The organism is Halomonas sp. PBN3, from assembly GCF_000475415.1.
GTDB lineage: Bacteria > Pseudomonadota > Gammaproteobacteria > Pseudomonadales > Halomonadaceae > Halomonas > Halomonas shengliensis.
Genome location: NZ_AXCA01000090.1, coordinates 1 through 19,132, shown reverse-complemented (window position 1 = coordinate 19,132; position 19,132 = coordinate 1). Strand labels below are relative to the sequence as shown.

16 protein-coding genes and 7 tRNA genes are annotated in these 19,132 nt (G+C 67.3%); 7 read left to right on the top strand and 16 right to left on the bottom strand.

Annotated features, from left to right (window positions below; translation table 11 throughout):
- The 4 genes from darG to Q673_RS23485 form a co-directional block, all read right to left on the bottom strand.
- Nucleotides 1-426: type II toxin-antitoxin system antitoxin DNA ADP-ribosyl glycohydrolase DarG (darG, locus tag Q673_RS23490; protein ID WP_023005100.1), on the bottom strand; the 426-nt coding region annotated here is incomplete at its 3' end.
- Nucleotides 423-860 carry a DUF4433 domain-containing protein gene (locus Q673_RS0118140; RefSeq protein WP_023005099.1) on the bottom strand — a complete coding sequence of 146 codons (438 nt, stop codon included), beginning with the start codon at nt 858-860 and terminating at the stop codon, nt 423-425. The genes Q673_RS0118140 and darG, both read right to left, overlap by 4 nt.
- Nucleotides 861-909: 49 nt before the next feature.
- Nucleotides 910-2,223, bottom strand: a complete 1,314-nt coding sequence (locus Q673_RS0118135; RefSeq protein WP_268744275.1) for a restriction endonuclease subunit S — start codon at nt 2,221-2,223, stop codon at nt 910-912.
- Nucleotides 2,216-4,639 (bottom strand): type I restriction-modification system subunit M, encoded by a 2,424-nt coding sequence (locus tag Q673_RS23485; protein ID WP_023005096.1) that lies wholly within the window; start codon nt 4,637-4,639, stop codon nt 2,216-2,218. The genes Q673_RS0118135 and Q673_RS23485 overlap by 8 nt, the downstream gene beginning before the upstream one ends.
- Before the next feature lie 315 nt (nt 4,640-4,954).
- Between Q673_RS23485 and Q673_RS35515 the strand changes: the two genes are divergently transcribed.
- From Q673_RS35515 to Q673_RS23460, 5 genes are all read left to right on the top strand, one after another.
- Entirely contained in the window at nt 4,955-7,666 is a 2,712-nt protein-coding gene (locus tag Q673_RS35515; protein WP_023005095.1) for a bifunctional diguanylate cyclase/phosphodiesterase, read from the top strand.
- Nucleotides 7,663-8,700 carry a sensor domain-containing diguanylate cyclase gene (locus Q673_RS23475; RefSeq protein ID WP_023005094.1) on the top strand — a complete coding sequence of 346 codons (1,038 nt, stop codon included), beginning with the start codon at nt 7,663-7,665 and terminating at the stop codon, nt 8,698-8,700. Before Q673_RS35515 ends, Q673_RS23475 begins: the two co-directional genes overlap by 4 nt.
- 112 nt (nt 8,701-8,812) lie before the next feature.
- On the top strand, nt 8,813-9,547 hold the full coding sequence (locus Q673_RS23470; RefSeq protein ID WP_023005093.1) for a helix-turn-helix domain-containing protein: 735 nt from the start codon (nt 8,813-8,815) through the stop codon (nt 9,545-9,547).
- A 17-nt stretch (nt 9,548-9,564) separates the two neighbouring features.
- The gene (locus Q673_RS23465; RefSeq protein WP_023005092.1) at nt 9,565-10,077 is read left to right on the top strand and encodes a hypothetical protein; all 513 of its coding nucleotides are present in this window, start codon (nt 9,565-9,567) and stop codon (nt 10,075-10,077) included.
- Between the two features lie 103 nt (nt 10,078-10,180).
- Nucleotides 10,181-10,363, top strand: coding sequence for a hypothetical protein (locus Q673_RS23460; RefSeq protein WP_023005091.1), 183 nt, complete (start codon nt 10,181-10,183; stop codon nt 10,361-10,363).
- Between the two features lie 35 nt (nt 10,364-10,398).
- Here Q673_RS23460 and Q673_RS23455 read toward each other — a convergent pair whose 3' ends face one another.
- The 11 genes from Q673_RS23455 to Q673_RS23405 all read right to left on the bottom strand — a co-directional run bounded on the left by Q673_RS23455 (nt 10,399) and on the right by Q673_RS23405 (nt 15,200).
- The gene (locus Q673_RS23455; protein ID WP_023005090.1) at nt 10,399-10,905 is read right to left on the bottom strand and encodes a YiiD C-terminal domain-containing protein; all 507 of its coding nucleotides are present in this window, start codon (nt 10,903-10,905) and stop codon (nt 10,399-10,401) included.
- 1 nt (nt 10,906) lies between these two features.
- Nucleotides 10,907-11,467, bottom strand: a complete 561-nt coding sequence (locus tag Q673_RS23450; protein WP_023005089.1) for a nitroreductase family protein — start codon at nt 11,465-11,467, stop codon at nt 10,907-10,909.
- A 259-nt stretch (nt 11,468-11,726) separates the two neighbouring features.
- Entirely contained in the window at nt 11,727-12,560 is an 834-nt protein-coding gene (gene queF, locus Q673_RS23445; RefSeq protein ID WP_023005088.1) for an NADPH-dependent 7-cyano-7-deazaguanine reductase QueF, read from the bottom strand.
- Nucleotides 12,557-13,330: an ABC transporter permease gene (locus Q673_RS23440; protein ID WP_023005087.1), complete on the bottom strand. Its 774-nt coding sequence runs from the start codon at nt 13,328-13,330 to the stop codon at nt 12,557-12,559. Before Q673_RS23440 ends, queF begins: the two co-directional genes overlap by 4 nt.
- Nucleotides 13,327-14,298 carry an ABC transporter ATP-binding protein gene (locus tag Q673_RS23435; protein WP_023005086.1) on the bottom strand — a complete coding sequence of 324 codons (972 nt, stop codon included), beginning with the start codon at nt 14,296-14,298 and terminating at the stop codon, nt 13,327-13,329. The genes Q673_RS23440 and Q673_RS23435 overlap by 4 nt, the downstream gene beginning before the upstream one ends.
- Nucleotides 14,299-14,546: 248 nt before the next feature.
- Nucleotides 14,547-14,621 (bottom strand) — tRNA-Gly (locus Q673_RS23430).
- A gap of 25 nt (nt 14,622-14,646) precedes the next feature.
- Nucleotides 14,647-14,722 (bottom strand) — tRNA-Glu (locus Q673_RS23425).
- A 97-nt stretch (nt 14,723-14,819) separates the two neighbouring features.
- Nucleotides 14,820-14,894 (bottom strand) — tRNA-Gly (locus Q673_RS23420).
- Between the two features lie 33 nt (nt 14,895-14,927).
- A tRNA-Glu gene (locus tag Q673_RS23415) sits at nt 14,928-15,003 on the bottom strand.
- Nucleotides 15,004-15,025: 22 nt separating this feature from the next.
- A tRNA-Gly gene (locus tag Q673_RS23410) sits at nt 15,026-15,100 on the bottom strand.
- A gap of 24 nt (nt 15,101-15,124) precedes the next feature.
- A tRNA-Glu gene (locus Q673_RS23405) sits at nt 15,125-15,200 on the bottom strand.
- A 126-nt stretch (nt 15,201-15,326) separates the two neighbouring features.
- On the opposite strand from Q673_RS23405, the gene Q673_RS23400 reads away from it, so the two are divergent.
- Nucleotides 15,327-15,403, top strand: a tRNA-Met gene (locus Q673_RS23400).
- Between the two features lie 152 nt (nt 15,404-15,555).
- Here Q673_RS23400 and Q673_RS23395 read toward each other — a convergent pair.
- Complete coding sequence (locus tag Q673_RS23395; protein WP_023005085.1) at nt 15,556-16,869, bottom strand: M18 family aminopeptidase; 1,314 nt, start codon at nt 16,867-16,869, stop codon at nt 15,556-15,558.
- A 130-nt stretch (nt 16,870-16,999) separates the two neighbouring features.
- Here Q673_RS23395 and Q673_RS23390 point away from each other — a divergent pair, with 130 nt between their 5' ends.
- On the top strand, nt 17,000-19,063 hold the full coding sequence (locus tag Q673_RS23390) for a carboxy terminal-processing peptidase (protein WP_023005084.1): 2,064 nt from the start codon (nt 17,000-17,002) through the stop codon (nt 19,061-19,063).
- Nucleotides 19,064-19,132 lie beyond the last annotated feature (69 nt).

The window sequence follows — 19,132 nt, the reverse complement described above, 5'->3', positions numbered from 1 at the left end:
ACTATGAGAAATCCGGGCTAGCGCGGCCTCTATGCGCGGGCGCACCCTGCCCCAGTCGAGCCCCCCGTTGCCGCAGCCCAGCGGCGGCAGGGCGATGGAGCGAATACCCCGCTCTCGGATCACTCGCTGGAGGTCCTCCAGCCCGGACTCGATCCACTCCATGCGCGTCCTGGCGCGCCAGTGCTGCTTGGTGGGGAAGTTGATGATCCAGCGCGGCCCCAGCAGGGCATCCCGCTCGGTGACGAACATGCGGCCAGTCACCACCTCCTGACCCTTGCAGGCGGCCTCGTAGGCGGCGAAGTTCTCGGGGAAGGCCTCCTTGAACATCAGGGCGATGCCCTTGCCCATCACGCCCACGGTGTTGACGGTGTTGACCAGCGCCTCGACGTCGGCCTCGAGGAGGTTGCCACGGGTGTATTCAATCATCGGAAGAACCAGTTGGGTCGTGTCACCACCTTCAACGGAAGCTGGTGTGCCGCTACCTGCGGCTCGACGGTAGCTTGCACCTCATCAGTATACGTGCCAATGCCCAGCAGTGAGCAGACCAGCACCAGGATGTCTTCCTTTCGCTGAGTGGGCACACCGCGGCCGGTCTCGATGTTGAGCAACATGGGCGAAGCCGGCGTGAAGTAGAAGGGGATATAGTCGCTGAGCGTGCCACCAGACGGCATGGGCACCCCGCGGGTCGCTCGTCGTCCTATCAACTCGCGATTGCCTATCGTCACGAATCCGGGGTCCTGTTCCGCGGCCGACCGGCAGTAAAGCCCATTCGCCAACAGCCACGGCAGGTTGTCGCGGTGCGTGATGCGGAAGATCAGTGCCTTCCGAGGGTTCAGGCTGCGCGAGAGGTCGGTGGCCATGGCAGTTCCCTGTGCGATGTGGTCCTGATGTTGTTGTGAGAACCCCGGTCTAAGCCGGGGTGATGGCCTGGGCCTTTTCGAGAAGAGGGGTTACGCGGACGCGGCCGGCGAGGAGGTCGTCCATCAGGCCTGCTTTGTGTGCTTTAAGCTTCATCAATGCGTCACTCTCCCTGCGAATAACGCCATCTATACCAACTAGCGACTCACCTATTTTTCTTTGCTCGATGAGGTTGGCTGGCGCTGAGACCGGGATTTCCCGGAGTGCTGCGAGAGTTATCTCCTTGAAAGTCGAGCCTTTAACTTCCAAATCGATAGCGTTTTTCACGGCCTCACTTCGTATCGCCCACAGAAGGTAATCCCGGTCAGTATCAGAGGATGGTGATATCTTGGCAGTGCCTTGCGTTAAATTTGCTCCTGAAAGGCTTTCAGGCACCGGAAGGACTTTCCCGACAGTGGCTCTAATTGAAATCACCAAATCGCCACCCATAACCTCGGATCTTTTGTATTGATCAGCGACTTGCCGAGATGTGCAGAGCAGGCCTTTTCCTTCAAGACGGTCGCCAGACATATCGCCAGTGCGTATGTACGGGACTCCTCCTTCTATGTGTGGACCAGCCTGAACTATTCCATAAGTGATTTCTGATGACGCGCGGGATTTGAGAGGCCGGACCTCCCACTCCCTAGGAATCAACCCTAGCGGCGACTCCTTGTAGAGCTCCGGTGCCTGCTCGGGGCTGGGGCGGAGCTGGCCATTCTCGTCGATGCCGCGGGTCAGCAGGTCATGGAGCAGGCCCTCCTTGACCTTCTCCAGCTTGGCGATCAGCGCCTCGGTCGTCTGGATCTGGGTGTCGAGGGTGTCAAGGATGCGGGCGATGAGCTTTTGCTCATTTAGAGCGACAGGAGCATAGATCTTTGCATCAAGGTAATCCTGAAACTTCAGATTGATAATGCCCGTGGTTTGCTGCTGGAACTGCAGAATATCTGGCTGCCGATAAAATCGAAGCAAAGCCCAATGGAGAAATCTAGGCTCTACATCACTGGCCGGACGGAGGGCTTTATAGAAGTTCGAGGTGAGAAAAGGCAGCTCACCACTCTCATCAAAAAAAAACGCGACTCGCCCCACTGGCTTCTCTGGACTACCGCCAGAGGCCTCCAACATGATGTCGCCTCGCTGTAAGTGCTTCGTCTGGACAATGGCTGGCGAGATCTGTCTCAGAGCACCCTGACCATTGATTCGTCCGTCGGAATCAATATCTGTCGCCCGAAGCACACGTGCATTACCCGGTGAAGGAGGCGCTCCCCACTCACCCGCATAGCTGGTCTCCAGAAGGTCTCGGATTCGCCGATAGGTCCACTCAAACATACCCCAGCCCCTCCAGATACCCCTGCAGCTCCTTGGCGGCGGCATCCCGTTCGGCCTCGATATCGGCCAGTGTCACCCGGTACTTGTCCCACCAGGTCTCGAAGGCGGCGATCACCCGCTGGCGCTGCTGGCGAATATGGCGGTCGAGGATGCCCTTGAGGTCGTTGTGCAGAATGGTGCCCACCAGCTCGGCGGCGGCGGGTTCGTCCAGAGCGTCCACGGCGGCGTTGAGATGGGTCTCGAAGCTGGCGATCTTGGCCTTGTGCTGTTTACGCACCTGGGTGCGCTCCTTCTTCCAGGCCTTGATCTCCTCTTCGCTGGGCGCGTCGTCATCCTCGCCGTTATCGGAGTCGGCCTCCTCAGTGTCGTCACTCTCGGGCTTGGCCTCGGCGGCCTTGATCTGGGCGTCCAGCTCGGCCTTGCGGGCGGCCAGCTCCTCCAGCTCGGCCACGTAGTCTTCCAGCAGGAAATGCACCAGGCGGTGATCCAGCGGGTTGGCCTTGCTCTGCTCGTCCTCCAAGAGGCTCACGATACTGGTGCGCCAGGCGTCCACCACGCCCAGGCAGCCGCGGGCCTGCAGGGTTCGGAATTCGTTCTTGTTGTCGAACCAGAAGCCGGCGATGATGCCGCGCACCGCGAAGCGGTCGAGCATGGCGGTGGGCTCCAGCGCCTCCGAGAAGCTGCTGAGCAGCTCGTCGCGCAGTTGGGTGAGGCGGCCGCCGTTGCCGGATAGGCCGGTGATGCTTCCCCCGTGCTCGCCCCACCAAGTCTCGAAGGCGGCCATCACACTGGCCTCCTTCTGCTGCAGGCCGGCATCCATCTCGATGGCGGGCTTGAGGTCGCGCTTCTCGCTCAGGGGCTCGGCGAAGTCCACATAGTCGGGGTCGCTCGCCCTGGGGGTAAAGAGCGCCATGGGGTCGAGGCCCTGGGCGTCGAACAGCGGGCGTTTGGCGTCGATCTCGGCCAGCGGCACGCCGCCCTTGAGGTGGGCGCGCACGTCCTGGGGCTCCGGCGGCGGGGTGTTGTCGGCGTAGCGGCGGATGTTGAGGTTGTAGTCGTTGTCGCGCAGCTCCGCGAGGGGCACCACCCGGGCGAAGCCGGGCACGTCCTCGAAGGCGTCATAGGTGCTGGCGATCTTCTCGATGTGCTCCGGCAGCAGGTGGTTCTGGGCGCGGCCTTCGAAGAACTCGCGGTCGGCGTTGATGAACAGCACCTTGCCCTGGCGCTCCTCGGGCTTGGCGCCCTTGGCGCGCAGCACCAGGATGCTCGCCGGGATGCCGGTGCCGTAGAAGAGGTTGGGGGCCAGTCCGATCACCGCCTCCACCAGGTCGTCCTCCAGCATGCCGGCGCGAATGCGCTTCTCGTCGCCGCCGCGGAACAGCACGCCGTGGGGCATGACGGTGGCCAGCCGACCGTCGGACTTGAGGCAGGCGACCATATGCTGCAGGAACATCAGGTCGGCCTTCTTGGCGCCCTCCGGCACGCTGCCGTAGTGGAAGCGTTCGGGGAAGTGCTGGCTCGGCGTGTAGCCGATGGAGAACGGCGGGTTGGTGAGGATGCGGTCGAAGCGCACCAGCTCGCCACCCTCGACGTGCTGCGGGTCGGTGAGGGTGTCGTCGTTGCGCAGGTCGGCGCTGCTCACCCCGTGCAGCAGCATGTTCATCTTAGCGATGGCCCACACCGAGCCGGAGGCCTCCTGGCCGAAGAGATTGAGCTTGCGCGGGTCGCCGCCCTGCTCCTCCAGGTACTCCTTGGCATGGATCAGCATGCCGCCGGAGCCCATGCAGGGGTCGTAGACGCTGTGGCCCTCCTCCGGGGCCATCAGCCGCACCATCATGCGCACCACCGGGCGCGGAGTGTAGAACTCACCGCCCTTCTTGCCGGCGGAGTCGGCGAAGTCGCGGATCAGGTACTCATAGGCGGCGCCGAGCAGGTCGGGGAACTCGAAGTCCTCGTTGCGCAGCCGGTACGCGCTGAAGTGGACGATCAGCTCGCGGAGCTTCTTGTCCGGCAGGGTGGTGGAGCCCACCTTGCGGGTGAAGTCGATATGCTCGAGTACCCCGGCGAGGCTAGGATTGTGCTCCTCCAGGCCGGCCAGCGCCTTGTTGAGCGCGCTGCCGACGCTCTGGTGGGCCTCCTTCAGCAGGTGCTGCCAGCGCGACTGCGGCGGCACGTAGAAGGTGGCCTTGTACCAGCTCGGCATCTCGATCACCTGAGCGATGTCGATCTCGCTCTTGCCGGCCTGGGCGAGCTGCGCCCTCACCTCCTCCTGGCGCTGTTCGAAGACGTCCGAGCAGCGCTTCAGGAAGAGCATGCCGAAGATGTACTCCTTGAACTCCGAGGCGTCCATGCGCCCGCGCAGGATGTCGGCGGCCTTGAAGAGGTGCCGCTCCAGTTGGTTGAGGGTGAGGATCATGTGCTGCGGTTCCCTTGGCGATGAGCACGGCCGCCGCAGGCGGCCATGGTGACAGGCGGCTATCTCATCAAAATTGGGGCGGGAAGACCATGGCTGGATCAGAACGAGACATCGAAGACCAGTGGCACGATGGTGTAGAGCGCCACCAAGATCACACCGGACCCGGCAGGTAGGCAAGACAGCCCTGGCATCAATCGGACGCCGCCCTATCCCGCCACCGGACGCTGTGGAGGCGAAGTAAGCTTCACCTTACGCCCTGTGCCGAAATGGTATGGTAGCGTGTGCCCGGAGAGTCATTCGAACAAGGATGAAGCGATGCAAGCCCGCGTGAGCGCCGAAGCCGCCTTCCGGCTGCTGGCAGACGGGATGAGCCGCGCCACCGGCGAGACCTTCTTCGCCACCCTGGTGGCGAAGCTGGCGGAGATCCTCGACGTGGACCATGTGCTGGTGGCCCGGGTCGGCGACGACCATCGCGCGCATACCCTGGCGGTGTGGTCGCGGGGTGAGCCGGCCCCCAACCTCAGCTACGACCTGGCCGGCACGCCCTGCGAGACGGTGGCGGGTCGGGAGGTCTGCCTCTATCCCGCAGGCGTGCAGCGGCGCTTCCCCGACGACGAGTTGCTGCAACGGCTCGGGGCGGAGAGCTACCTGGGCCTGCCCCTCTACGCCCTGGACGGCCGACCGCTGGGCCTGCTGGCGGTGCTCAACAACCGCCCCATGCAGCTGGCGGGCCTGGAGTCCGAGATCCTGCATATCGCCGCGGCCCAGGCGAGCGCCCAGATCGAGCGCAGCCAGGCCAGCCGGGCGCTGCAGAGGAGCGAGGCAGTGGCCCGCGAGAGCGAGCGCCGCCTCGAGACGCTGCTCAACCACCTGCCCGGCATGGCCTACCGTTGCCTGAACGATACCGACTGGACCATGCTGGTGGTCAGCCAGGGCGCCGAGGCCCTGACCGGCTACCGGCCCGAGGCGCTGCTGCACAACCGCGAGGTGAGCTATGCGGCGCTGATCCATCCGCTGGACCGTGCCCGGGTGGATACCGCCGTCGAGGAAGGCGTCGCCACGCGCAGCCCCTTTCGGGTGGTCTACCGGCTGCGCACCGCCGACGGGCAGTGGCGCTGGATGCTGGAGCAGGGTCAGGCGCTCTACGACGCCAAAGGTGAGGTGAAGGTCCTGGAGGGCTTCATCAGCGACATCACCGAGCAGCACGAGGCGCAGCGGGTGCAGGATGCCGTGGCGCGGGTGGCCGCGGCGATCACCACGCGCATCGGCGACGGCTACTTCCATCAGCTGGTACGCCACCTGGTGGAGATCCTCGAGGCCGATGCGGGCTTCATCGCCACCTTCACCCAACAGGGTGCCGCATGGCAGCAAGAGGCCCCGGTGGCGCCATGCCACCTCACCACCGTCAGCGCGGTGGGGGATGGCGAGCGCCTGGAGGAGCACGCTTTCGACCTGTCGACCTCGCCCTTCGCGGCGCTGATGACGACGCCGGAGTGTGCCGAGCAGGCGGATCCGCCGCTGCTCTGGCCGGGCCTGGCCGAGCCGCAGGCGGCCTGGATCGGCCGACGCCTGGACAATACCCAGGGCGAACCGGTGGGCATCATCGTGGTGCTCTACCGGAAACCGCCGGAGACCAACGGCTTCGCCTCCGCGGTGCTGCGCATCCTCTCCAGCGGCGCCGCCGCCGAGGTGGAGCGCCGCCAGGATCACCGGCGCATGCGCCAGCTCGCCTATTTCGACGGCACCACCGGGCTCGCCAACCGGGTACGCTTCATGGAGGACCTGGCAGCGATGCGCGACGCCGCCGAGCGCGACCTGAAGCCGCTGGGCCTACTGCTGCTGGACATTCGGCGCTTCAAGGAGATCAACGACCTCCACGGTCACCAGCTGGGCGACAACCTGCTGGCCACGCTGGCCGGACGCCTGCAGCGCTCGCTGGCGCCGGGCGAGGCACTGGCGCGGCTCTCCGGCGACGAGTTCGCCCTGCTGGTTCCCGACGCCAGCCCGCAGCGCATCGAAGAGTGCGTGGCCCGCATGCGCGGAGTCATCGCCCGTCCCATCTATCTGGAGCACCACGCCTTCTCGCTGCGGGTCTCCATCGGCCTGGCAGGCTATCCGCGCGATGCGCGAACGCCGGGGGAGCTGTTCAAGGCGGCCAGCATCGCGCTCTATCACGCCAAACGCGAGGATGACGGCGTCTGCCCGTTCAGCGCCTCCATGCACCAGGCCCTGGAACGCCGCCAGCAGATGACCGAGCGCCTCGGCGAGGCGATCCGCGAGGACCGCCTGGCGTTGCACTACCAGCCCCAGATCGACCTGCGTACGGGGGAACTGACGGGTGCTGAGGCGCTGTGCCGCTGGCAGGATGCCGAATGGGGCTGGGTCAGCCCCGGCGAGTTCATTCCCCTGGCCGAGGAGCGTGGCCTGATTCGCCCGCTGGGAGACCGCGTGCTGGAGCAGGCCACCCGCCAGCTGCTGGCCTGGGGCGAACAGGGTCTGATGCTGCCGGGCAGGCTCTCGCTCAACATCTCGGCCCAGCAGTTCGCCGACCCTCACCTGGCCGAGCATATCCGACGCCTGACCGCCGGGCTCTCCGCCACTGCCATCGCCCTGGAGCTCACCGAGAGCGACTTCATGCGCGACCCCGAGCAGGCGGTGACCATCACCCGGGCGCTGCGCAAGGCGGGCTTCAGCCTGGCCATCGACGACTTCGGCACCGGCTACTCGTCGCTGGCCTACCTGCGCCGCTTCTCGGCCCAGGCGCTCAAGATCGACATGTCCTTCGTCCGGCATATGCTGGCAAACCATCACGACCGCACCATCGTCGAGACCATCATCGCCATGGCCCAGGCGCTGGGCATGAAGACCGTGGCGGAAGGGGTCGAGTCCGCCGAGCAGGTCGCGGCGCTCGCCGAGATGGGCTGCGACGAGGCCCAGGGCTACCTCTTCGGCCGTCCGCTGCCGGCAGAGGCCTTCGCCGCGCAATGGCTGGAACAGGCACTCGACGATGCGCAGGAACCGACATGAACGAAACAACCGATCCGCAGAGTCTGCTGCAGGCCCCGGTGTTCGGTGCGCGACTGGAGGCGGTGATTCGCCCGCTGTTGCGCCTGCTGGAGAGAGTAACCGGGCTGCAATCCACCTACTTCACCCTGATCGACGAGGCCGGTGGCGTGCAGCGCGTGGTCTATGCCCGCAACAGCGGCAGCCTGCAGCTGCCCGAAGGGCTGTCGGTACCCTGGGAGGATACCCTCTGCCGCCGGGCGATCCTCGAGGGGCGGCGCTACACCCCCGACGTGGCGAGCTGCTGGGGCGATTCCGAGGCGGCCCGGGCGCTGGGCCTCAAGACCTACCTCAGCCAACCGATCCGTCTGGGCGACGAGACGCTGCTGGGCACCCTGTGCGCGGCCAGCGATGAGGCCATCGAGGTGTCGGCGGAGGCGATGGAGACGCTGGACACCTTCGCCGAGCTGATCGCCCGCTACGTGGATAGCGAGCGCCTGCTGCGCCAGCTGGTCAGCGAGAACCGTACCCTCGCCCAGCACGCAAACACCGACCCGCTGACCGGCATCGCCAACCGCCGCGCCCTGCTCCAGGCGCTGACCCGGCGCCTCGTCGAGGCCGCGCACGCCGGAGAGCGCCTGCACATGGCCTTCATCGACCTCGACGGCTTCAAGGCGATCAACGACACCCATGGCCACGATGCGGGGGACCGTTTCCTGATCGAGCTGGCCCGCCGCCTGGTGAGTGGCTGTCGGGGGGACGACCTGGTGGCGCGCTTCGGCGGCGACGAGTTCGTGGTCGTGCGCCGTGCCGGCGAGCACCCCGAGGCCGAGCGCCAAGCCCTCAAGGCGGCGCTGGAGGCGCTGACCGCCGGCGAGTTCCGGGTCTGCGGCGTGTCCCTCTCGTATCCTGGGGCGAGCGTCGGCGTGATCACCTCGACGCCGAGCGATACCGATGCCATGACGCTGCTGCAGCTCTCGGACGCCGAGATGTATACGCGCAAGCGGGCCCGCAAGGGGGATAGCGATGCCCCTCCTCCCGGCCGCCCCACGCTCTGACGGGTGAGGCCCCGGCCTGGACGCGCTTCATGGCATCCGCCTATTAAATTTCGCTTCGGTGGACTAGGCTGACCCGAGTCAAGGTTTGAACGGCAACCTCCAAGGATGAAAGATGACCGCCAGCGAACAGGTTCCCGGCACCCGGACGCCAGGGACCCACTGTGACGCCTGCAGCCTGCACGGCGTGTGCCTGACCCACGACCTGCCCGAGGAGACGCAGGCGAGCCTGGATGCCCTGCTCGACCAGCCCCGCCCGCTCAAGCGCGGCCAGGCGCTGGTGACCCAGGGCGAGCCCTTCGACACCCTCTACCTAGTCCGCAGCGGCAGCCTCAAGCAGGTGGCGCGCCCCATCGGTCACGAGGCCGAGCACGTGGTGGGCTTCTACCTGCCCGGGGAGGCGGTGGGGCTCGAGGCGATCGGCGAGCGCACCTGCCCGGCCTCGGTGGTCGCCCTGGAGACCGCCTTCGTCTGCGCCCTGCCCTACGCCCGATTGCGCGAGCTGTGCCAGCACAGCACTTCCCTCAACGAATCGCTGCTGCGCCACATGAGCCGCGAACTGCGCAGCGAGCAGCGTCAGCTCTGCCTGCTCTCGGGGCGTACCGCCGAGCAGCGCCTGGCCGGTTTCCTGCTGGGCCTCTCCGAGCGCTTCCATCAGCGCGGCTGCAGCCGCTACCGCTTCCAGCTGGCCATGTCACGCGGCGACATCGGCAGCCACCTGGGCCTGGCCCTGGAGACGGTAAGCCGGGTGCTGGGGCGCTTCCAGCGCCAGGGGCTGGTGCAGGTGGCCAACCGCGAACTGACCCTGCTGTCCCTGGAGGGGCTGCACGCCATTCTCGAGGAGCGCTGAGGGAGCAACGCCCATGCATGTGGATACCCCGCGTCATATCCTGCACCCTGGCCAGCCTGGCCGAACTCGCCGGCGGCAACGATGCCGCCTTCCGCCTGCGCCTGCGGCGCGAGACGGCGTGCTTCCATTACGAGCTGCGCGACCTCGAACCCGAGGCGCTGCTGATCGAGGCTGCCGCCGCCTTCATGAGCGCGATCAGCGGCCTGCTGATCGGCGACGAGGAGGCCCGGGCGCTGCTGACCCTCTACCCCACGGCGCGCATCCGCCTGGCCGCCTATCGCGACACCGCCGACGTGGAGGTACGCGAGGCGCTCGCCTTCTGCGTGGCCCACTTCTTCCTCCGCTGCCGCTGGCCCAGCGTCCATGACCGCCTCGACCACGACGCCTTCCTGGCCCTGCTGCGTGACCAGGCCCGACTGGCCGGCTGGCGCTGCGCCCCACCCGCTGCGGTCGACTTCCTGCTCGACGGCAGCGCGGGGCACGAGACCCCGAGCGAGGAGAGCCTGCCCCCTTCGCCCACCCGGCGCTGACAACGCGCCGCACTGCGCAGGATACCGCTGACGCCGGAACAGGTGCTGTGGACATGCCGAGTCGCCGCCATGCCCGCGCGGGTGGGGAACGAAGGAGAACGCCGTGAGCCTGAAACTGCGCTTCCTGCTGGCGGCGGCGCTGATGCTGGGCACCTCGCTGCTGGCCTGGTTCGGCTTCCAGTACACAGCGCATCGTCGAGCAGTGGGGCCTCCTGCCTGGCCAAGCCAGGTGAGCCTCTGGAGAGCGCCCTGCAGCGCGCCGAGGAGGGCGACCGCGACCGCCTGATCCTGAGCTGACGGGGCTCACCCCGCCGTCCATCGTCAGGGCGAGGCGGGGAGCACCGCGTAGTCGCCGCGCGCCTCCAGGCAGAGGGTATCGCCGCACCACAGGCGCTGAACCAGACGGATGCGCCCGCGCCCCTTGTCGGCCAGGCGGGCGGCGAGGCGTTCGGGCCCCGCGGCCTCCTCGGCAAGGCACACCAGGCGATAGTCGCCGGTCACCGGGGCGAGGAAGCGCTGGGTCGCCTCGGCCACGACGACGTCGCGGGAGAGTCCGCGACGGCGCAGCCAGAGGGTGGTCCAACACCATCCCAGCAGGGTGGTCTGGGCGGCCAGGGCGCCGCCGAAACCGGTACCCTTGTCATTGAGGCTGGGAGTGAGGGCCAGCGACCAGTGGAGGACGTCGCCGTCGCGGTGCATCTCGCGGATGCCGAGATGCGCCACCATGGGGATCGCCTCGCCGAGCCAGGTCAGGAAGGCCGTGGGGTCATCCTCGCCGCCGGGGGACGGCAGCGGGAGGCGCGGGTGGGGAACGCCGACCTCGCGCATCTCAGCGCCAGCGCTCCACGAAGGCACCGATATCGTGTTCCGGCAGCGGCTTGTGGCGCCCGCCGAGACGGCCCAGATAGATGAAGGCGACCACCTCGTCCTCCTCCTCGAGGCCCAGCCCCTTGCGCACCACCGGGTCGAAGGCGTACTTGCCGCTGCGCCACATGGCACCGAGGCCCAGGGCGTGGGCGGCGAGCAGGATGGCGTGGGCGGCGCAGCCGGCGGAGATCACCTGCTCCATCTTCGGCACCTTGGGCACGTCCGGGGTGACCCTGGCGATCACCGCGATCACCATGGGGGCGCGTAGGGGTTTCTTGCGCGCGGCATCCAGAGCGGCGTCGCCGACGTGGGGGTCCTCGCGGTAGTCCGCCTCGGCGAACAGCTCGCCCAGGCGCTCGCGGCCCTCGCCGGAGAACTCGATGAAGCGCCAGGGGCGCAGCTCCTTGTGGTCCGGCGCCCGCAGCGCCGCCCGATAGATGGCCTCGAGCTCCTCGGGGCTCGGCGGCGGCCCCATCAGCTTGCCCATGGAGCTGCGCTCGTGCAGCAGCGTCATCGCATCCATCGGTCTCTCCCTGGTGGTCATCTCGCGATATTTATTGGCGTCACTCTACCAGCCGCCCCGGCCGCCTGTCCTCGTCCCGCGCTACTGAAGGGCTATCGCAGATAGAGACTGCCTATTGTGGGAGCCCGATTTATCGGCGATAGCGGTGGTATCAGAGCGCTTATCGATGCCATCGTCGAAGCGGCAGAATCTGCGTTCCCCAGCAGGGCGCCTGTCGGCGCCATCGCGCAGAATCTGCGCTCCCACAAAGGGCAACGGGCTACTGGCGGGCCAGGCGCAGCGGCGTCGGCGGAGACTCTCCCGGGGTGGCGCGCCAGGGGCTGATGTCGAGCCCGCCACGGCGCACGTAACGCGCCAGCACCAGCAGCCGCTCGGGTCGGGCGCGGGCCATCAGGTCCATGAAGATATGCTCCACGCAGTGCTCGTGGAAGTCCTGGTGCTGGCGGTAGCCCACCAGGTAGCGCAGCAGTCCCTCGCGGTCGAGGCGCGGCCCGCGATAGCGGATCAGCACGCTGCCCCAGTCGGGCTGGCCGGTGACCGGGCAGTTGGACTTGAGCAGGTGGGAGTGGAGCGTCTCCTCCACCACCTCGTCGCCGACACGCAGGTGCGCGGCGCTGGGGGTGTAGTCGTCGATGGCGATATCCAGGTCGTCCAGGCACTCGCCGGGCAACCGGCGCGGCGCGAGCGCCTCGTCGTCGACCGCGAAGAGCGACACCGACACCGTCGCCCCGGCGGCCCGCGACAGGTCGCGCTCCAGGGTCTCGATGACCGCCTGGCGGCTGGCGAAGCGGCTCTGGTTGAAGCCGTTGAGGTAGAGCTTCCAGGACTTGGACTCGATCAGGTTGGGCGACGCCGCCGGCAGGCGGAAGCGCGCCACGGCCACCACCGGCTTGCCGCGGGCGTTGAGCCAGCTGACCTCGAAGGCGTGCCACTCGTCCTCGCCGACGAAGGGCAGCGCCTCCTCCTCGATGCCCAGCGGCACGCGGTTGGCGGCGCGGGGGATGGGATAGAGCAGCCCGGGATCGTAGTGCTCGGGGTAGGCGGACTCACGCCCCAGGGGAGCGTCGGCGAGGGTCTCGGGACGCCGGCTCATGAGCGGATCCCCTGGCCACGCTCCAGCATGCGCAGGGCGATGGTGAAGAGTACCGCGATGAAGGCGAGGATGGCGGCCAGGGCCCAGCCCACCGGAATGTCCGAGACGCCGAGGAAGCCGTAACGGAAGACGTTGACCATGTAGAGGATGGGGTTGAGCATCGACACCCCCTGCCAGAACGCCGGCAGCAGCGAGATGGAGTAGAAGACCCCGCCCAGGTAGGTCAGCGGCGTCAGGATGAAGGTCGGCACGATGGAGATGTCGTCGAACTTCTTGCCCAGCAGGGCGTTGATGAAGCCGCCGATGGCGAACAGCGCCGCGGTCATCACCACCACCAGCAGGGTCAGCACCGGGTGGGCCACCTCGAGGCGGGTGAAGAACAGCGACACGATGGTGACGATCAGCCCCACGCCGAGGCCGCGGGCCATGCCGCCCAGCACGAAGCCGGAGAGGATCACCCAGCTCGGCATCGGCGACACCATCATCTCCTCCACGCTGCGCTGGAACTTGTTGGAGAAGAAGGAGGAGGCGACGTTGGAGTAGCTGTTGGTGATCACCGCCATCATGATCAGCCCGGGGACGATGAAGTCCATGTAGCTGTAGCCGTCCATCTCGCCGATGCGCGAGCCGATCAGGTTGCCGAAGATGATGAAGTACATGGTCATGGTGATCGACGGCGGCAGCAGGGTCTGCGGCCAGATGCGCGTGAAGCGCTTGATCTCCTTGACCACCAGGGTCCAGAGGGCGATGGCGATCTGACGAGGGTTCATGCGCGTGCCTCCTTGCCCTGGTCGTCGGCGGCCCTGTCCAGGGCCTCGTTGCCCTGCTCCACCATGGAGACGAACATCTCCTCCAGGCGGTTGGCGCGGTTGCGCATGGAGACCACCTGGATGCCGCGGGCCGAGAGCGCCTCGAAGACGTCGTTGAGGCGCTGGCCGCGATGCACCACCACCGCCAGCTGGGCGGGCTCCGGCTGGCTGACCTCGAAGCCCTCGACCTCGGGGGCCGCCTCCACGGGATGGGCCAGGTCGAGCAGGAAGGTCTCGGTATCCAGCTCCATCAGCAGGTCGCGCACGCTGGTGTCACGGATGATCTCGCCGTGGTTGATGATCGCCACGTTGCGGCAGAGGCTCTCCGCCTCCTCCAGGTAGTGGGTGGTGAGGATGATGGTGGTGCCCTCCTCGCGGTTGATGCGGCGCATGTACTCCCACATGCTGCGGCGAAGCTCGATGTCAACGCCGGCGGTGGGCTCGTCGAGGATCAGCAGTTTCGGCCGATGCATCAGCGCCCGGGCGATCATCAGCCGGCGCTTCATGCCGCCGGAGAGCATCCGGGCGCTGCCGTTGCGCTTGTCCCACAGCCCCAGGTCACGCAGCAGCTCCTCGGCGCGGGGCAGCGCCTGGCGCCGCGACATGCCGTAGTAGCCGGCCTGGGCCAGCACGATGTCGATGACCTTCTCGAACTGGTTGAAGTTGAACTCCTGGGGCACCACGCCGAGGTGGTACTTGGCGCGGGCGAAGTCGCGGTCGATGTCGATGCCGAAGATCGACACCCGACCGGCGCTCTTCTGCACCAGCGACGACACTACCCCCAGGGTGGTGGACTTGCCGGCACCGTTGGGGCCCAGCAGCGCGAAGAAGTCCCCTTCGGCGACGTCAAGATCGATGCCCTTCAGGGCCTGGAAGCCATTGCCGTAGACCTTGGTCAGGCCACGGATGGACAGAGCCGGTTCGGCCATGCGCAATCCTTGGAACGGTTCGGGGTTCGGTGCGGGCATGCCGCAAAGGCATGACGATATGGGGACGAGGCCGCCAGAGTTCAAGCCATGGGCGATTTCCTGCGGGCCGGGCACGCAGAACGGCCTGCACAACGGCAGACTACATCGAAGTAAATAGGGGGCAGGTTCCGATTGGAACGGGAAGGAGATTCGACCGGGCTGGCGCCCCAGCTCCTGACGCGAGCCTTGGCCGATTGCAGGTGACCGATTGGAGCGGGAAAGGAGATTCGAACTCCCGACCCTCGCCTTGGCAAGGCGATGCTCTACCACTGAGCTATTCCCGCTTTATCGGTGGTGCGGCGAGCGAGGTGGCGTCCCATAGGGGGTTCGAACCCCTGTTCCCGCCGTGAAAGGGCGGTGTCCTGGACCACTAGACGAATGGGACACATCGTCTTCCGTTAGGAAGATGGAGCGGGAAAGGAGATTCGACCGGGCTGGCGATCCAGATCACGACCCGAGCCTTGGCTCTCTTACCGCAACATTGGAGCGGGAAAGGAGATTCGAACTCCCGACCCTCGCCTTGGCAAGGCGATGCTCTACCACTGAGCTATTCCCGCTTGTCTCGCTGCTGCACTTGCTGTCCGGAGAAGTGGCGTCCCATAGGGGGTTCGAACCCCTGTTCCCGCCGTGAAAGGGCGGTGTCCTGGACCACTAGACGAATGGGACGCATCGTCTTCCTTACGGAAGATGGAGCGGGAAAGGAGATTCGAACTCCCGACCCTCGCCTTGGCAAGGCGATGCTCTACCACTGAGCTATTCCCGCACTCCGGTACCCTGACGAATCGAGTGGCGTCCCATAGGGGGTTCGAACCCCTGTTCCCGCCGTGAAAGGGCGGTGTCCTGGACCACTAGACGAATGGGACGCGATGCCTCTGCTCGTCGAGGTGGCGCGAATATTAACGAGCCCCCGCCGGGGTGTCAAGCCTTGGCATGCCTTCCATATCAGGCAGTTGACAGGCCCCTCCCGGGCGGATAGAGTACGCGCCGCTGGCTACGTAGCTCAGTTGGTTAGAGCACATCACTCATAATGATGGGGTCCCCTGTTCGAGTCAGGGCGTAGCCACCACCGAACATACAGAAGCCCGCCTGGTTCGCCAGGCGGGCTTCTGCGTTTCTGTCCTCTCCCCTACTCCACTAGGACCCTGCCCCCTACGCTTTCTGCAGCCCTTGCGACCGCCGGGCGACACGACACCCGGCGGCGGCCAAGGCGTGGCGGCGTCAGGCCAGCTCGGCGCGGTTGCAGAAGGCGGTCAGCGCCCGGGTGAGATAGGCCACGTCGCGGCTGCCCGCGGTCTCGCGGATCGAGTGCATCGCCCACTGGGGCACGCCCACGTCCAGGGTCGGCACGCCCAGCTCGGTGGCGGTGATCGGGCCGATGGTGCTGCCGCAACCCATGTCGGCGCGGGTCACGAAGCTCTGCACCGGCACCTCGGCCTCGCGACACAGGTCGCGAAACAGCGCCGCGGTGGCGCTGTTGGTGGCGTAGCGCTGGCTGGCGTTGACCTTGATCACCGGGCCGCCATTGAGGGCGGGGCCGTGGGCGGCGTCGTGCTTGTCCTGGAAGTTGGGGTGCAGCGCATGGGCGTTGTCGCAGGAGATCATCCGCGAGGCCTGGATCAGGCGGATGAAGGCCTCCTCACTCCCCTCGCCCGGGCCGCCGCCCAGCCGCTCGCAGACCCGGCGCAGCACGTCGCCGAGGAAGGGCCCCTGGGCGCCGCAGGCGCTGGCGCTGCCCACCTCCTCGTGGTCGTTGGCCACCAGCAGCGCCCCCTGGCGGCCATCGGCGGCCAGCAGCGCCTCCAGGCCGATGAAGCAGGAGAGCAGGTTGTCGAGCCGCGCGCCGCTGATCAGCTCGCCGTGCACCCCGACCCGGGCCGGCGGCTGCGTGTCGTACAGGCCCAGCTCGAAGTCGAGCAGCTCGAACGCCTCGAGACCATGCTGCTCGGCGACCCACCCCTCAAGTAGCCCCTTGAGGTCACCGGCCTCGCCGCCCTGAAGCAGCACCGGGGCCATCTGGGTCTGGGCGTTTAGGGCGCGGCCATTGTTGGCCTCGCGATCGAGATGGATGGCGAGGCTCGGGATGGTGGCCACCGGGTGGTCGACGTGCAGCAGGCGTCCCTCGAGGCGCCCGTCGGCGTGGCGCAGGTGCACCCGCCCGGCGAGCCCCAGGTCGCGGTCGAACCAGGGGGCCAGCAGCGCCCCGCCGTAGACCTCCACGCCCAGCTGCAGCCAGCCCGCCGCGGCCTGGCCGGCATTGGGCTTGAGCCGCAGCCCGGGGCTGTCGGTGTGGGCCCCGATCATGCGCAGCGCCTCGAGGGGCCCTTCGGGCAGCCGCAGGGCGACGATGGAGGAGTCGTTGCGGGTCACGAAGACGCGCTCGCCGGGGGTGAGCGACCAGGGCTCGCGCTCGTCGAGTCGCCGGAAGCCTGCCGCCTCGAGGCGCGCGGCCAGGTTGGCGGTGGCGTGCCAGGGGGTGGGCGAGCGATGCAGGAAGTCGAGCAGGCGCGACAGCAGGTCGTCCTCGGAGCGCATGGATTCCTCCGTGATGGCAATGATGGGCAAGGCAGGTAAGCTGCTACAATGGTTCGCCGGACCGCGCAACTCGCGGGCCGGGAGAGGGTCAAGGGATATGAGTGTACATCAAACCGGGAGTGCTTCTTCGATGAGCCCGCTTGCCCACCTGGGGCGATCCGCAACCGTGCTCGCCGGCCTGCTGCTGGCCGCCGGCGCTGCCCTGGCGCAGCCGCAGCCCACCGACGCCCAGCGTCAGGTGGCCACCGAGATCGCCGAGTCGCTGCGCTACGGCCACTATGCCGACGTCAGCCTGGATGACGGCTGGTCGAGCCAGGCCTTCGCACGCTACCTCGACGTGCTCGACGGTCAGCGCGCCTTCCTCACCGAGGCCGATGTAGCGGAATTTCGCCCGCTGGAACGCCAGCTGGACGACGCCCTGGTCGACGGCGAGCTCGCGCCCTACTTCTCCCTCTACCAGCGCTATCAGACGCGCGCCGAGGCGCGCTTCGAATGGCTGCTGGCGCGCCTCGACGAGGGCCTGGACTATCGCTACGACAGCGACAAGCGTCTGACCCTGGAGCGCGAGGACGCCCCCTGGGCGAGTGACATGGCCGAACTCGACACCCTGTGGGCCAAACGCCTCAAGAACGCCGCCCTGTCGCTGGCCATCAGCGGCCAGGACGAAGAACAGGTGGAGAGCAACCTGCGCCAGCGCTACGAGGGACAGCTCAACCGCCTGCGCCAGACCAACGAGGAGGATATCTTCGGCCTGGTGATGGCGGCGGTCACCGGCACCATCGACCCCCACACCGAGTACCTCTCGCCCCGCCAGGGGGAGTCCTTCGATATCCAGATGCGCCTCTCGCTGGAGGGCATCGGCGCCCTGCTGCAGGCGGACGGCGAGTACGTCAAGGTGGCTAGCCTGGTGCCGGGCGGCCCCGCCGAACGCGCCGGAGTGCTGGAGCCCGCCGACCGCATCGTCGGCGTTGGCCAGGAGGATGGCGAGATGGTCAACGTGGTGGGCATGCGCCTGGACGAGGTGGTCGACCTGATCCGTGGCCCCAAGGGCTCGGTGGTACGCCTCGACATCGTCCCCGCCCAGGCGGTGGACATGACGCGCTCCAAGGAGGTGCGCATCACCCGCGACACCGTCAAGCTTGAGGACCAGGCCGCCCAGGGCGAGGTGATCGAGCTTGAGCGCGACGACGGCACCCACCGCATCGGGGTGATCACCGTGCCCACCTTCTATGTCGACTTCGATGCCTGGCAGGCCGGCGAGGAGGACTACCGCAGCACCACGCGGGACGTGGCCCGGGAGATCGAGCGGCTCCAGGAGGAGGAGATCGAGGGCATCGTACTGGACCTGCGCAACAACGGTGGCGGCGCCCTGCAGGAGGCCAACTCGCTGATCGGGCTGTTCATCGACCGCGGCCCCACCGTGCAGGTGCGCGACGCCCGCGGACGCATCAGCCTCTACGGCGACACCGAGACTGGCGCCCTCTACGACGGGCCGCTGGCGGTGCTGGTCAACCGCCTCTCGGCCTCCGCCTCCGAGATCTTCGCCGGCGCCATCCAGGACTATGGCCGCGGCCTGGTGGTGGGCACGCCCACCTTTGGCAAAGGCACGGTGCAGACCCTCAACGAGCTCTCCCACGGCGAGATCAAGCTGACCCGCGCCAAGTTCTACCGCATCTCCGGCGAGAGCACCCAGCACCGCGGCGTGGAGCCGGACATCATCTTCCCCAGCCTTATCGATCCCGAGCTGATCGGCGAGAGCAGCCTCGACAACGCCCTGGACTGGGATACCGTGCGCTCGGTGCAGTACCGCGAGTATGGCGAACCGTGGCGCTTCATGGAGTCGCTGCGTGACCGCCACCGCCAGCGTGCCGCCGACAACCCCAACTTCCGCTACCTGGAGGAGCAGGCGGCGCTGAACCGCCGGCTGCGCGAGGAGACCACCAGCGTCAGCCTCAACCGCGAGCAGCGCCAGCAGGAGGTCGAGGCCCAGGAGGCCGAGCAGCTGGCCCTGGAGAACCGGCGCCGCGAGGCCCTGGGGCTGGAGCCGCTGGAGGAGTGGATCGACGCCCGGGGCGAGGAGGGCGAGAGCGACGAGGCGGAGCCGGTGGAGCAGGTGCAGGTCCAGGAGGCCGCCCAGATCCTGCTCGACTACGCCAAGCTGGAGAACAGCTACCGCTTCGCCGGTCGCGGCTGAGGGAGACCCGCCACCACACGAAGGCCGCCGCCCACCAGGGCGGCGGCCTTTTCATGGTGCGCCAGGCAT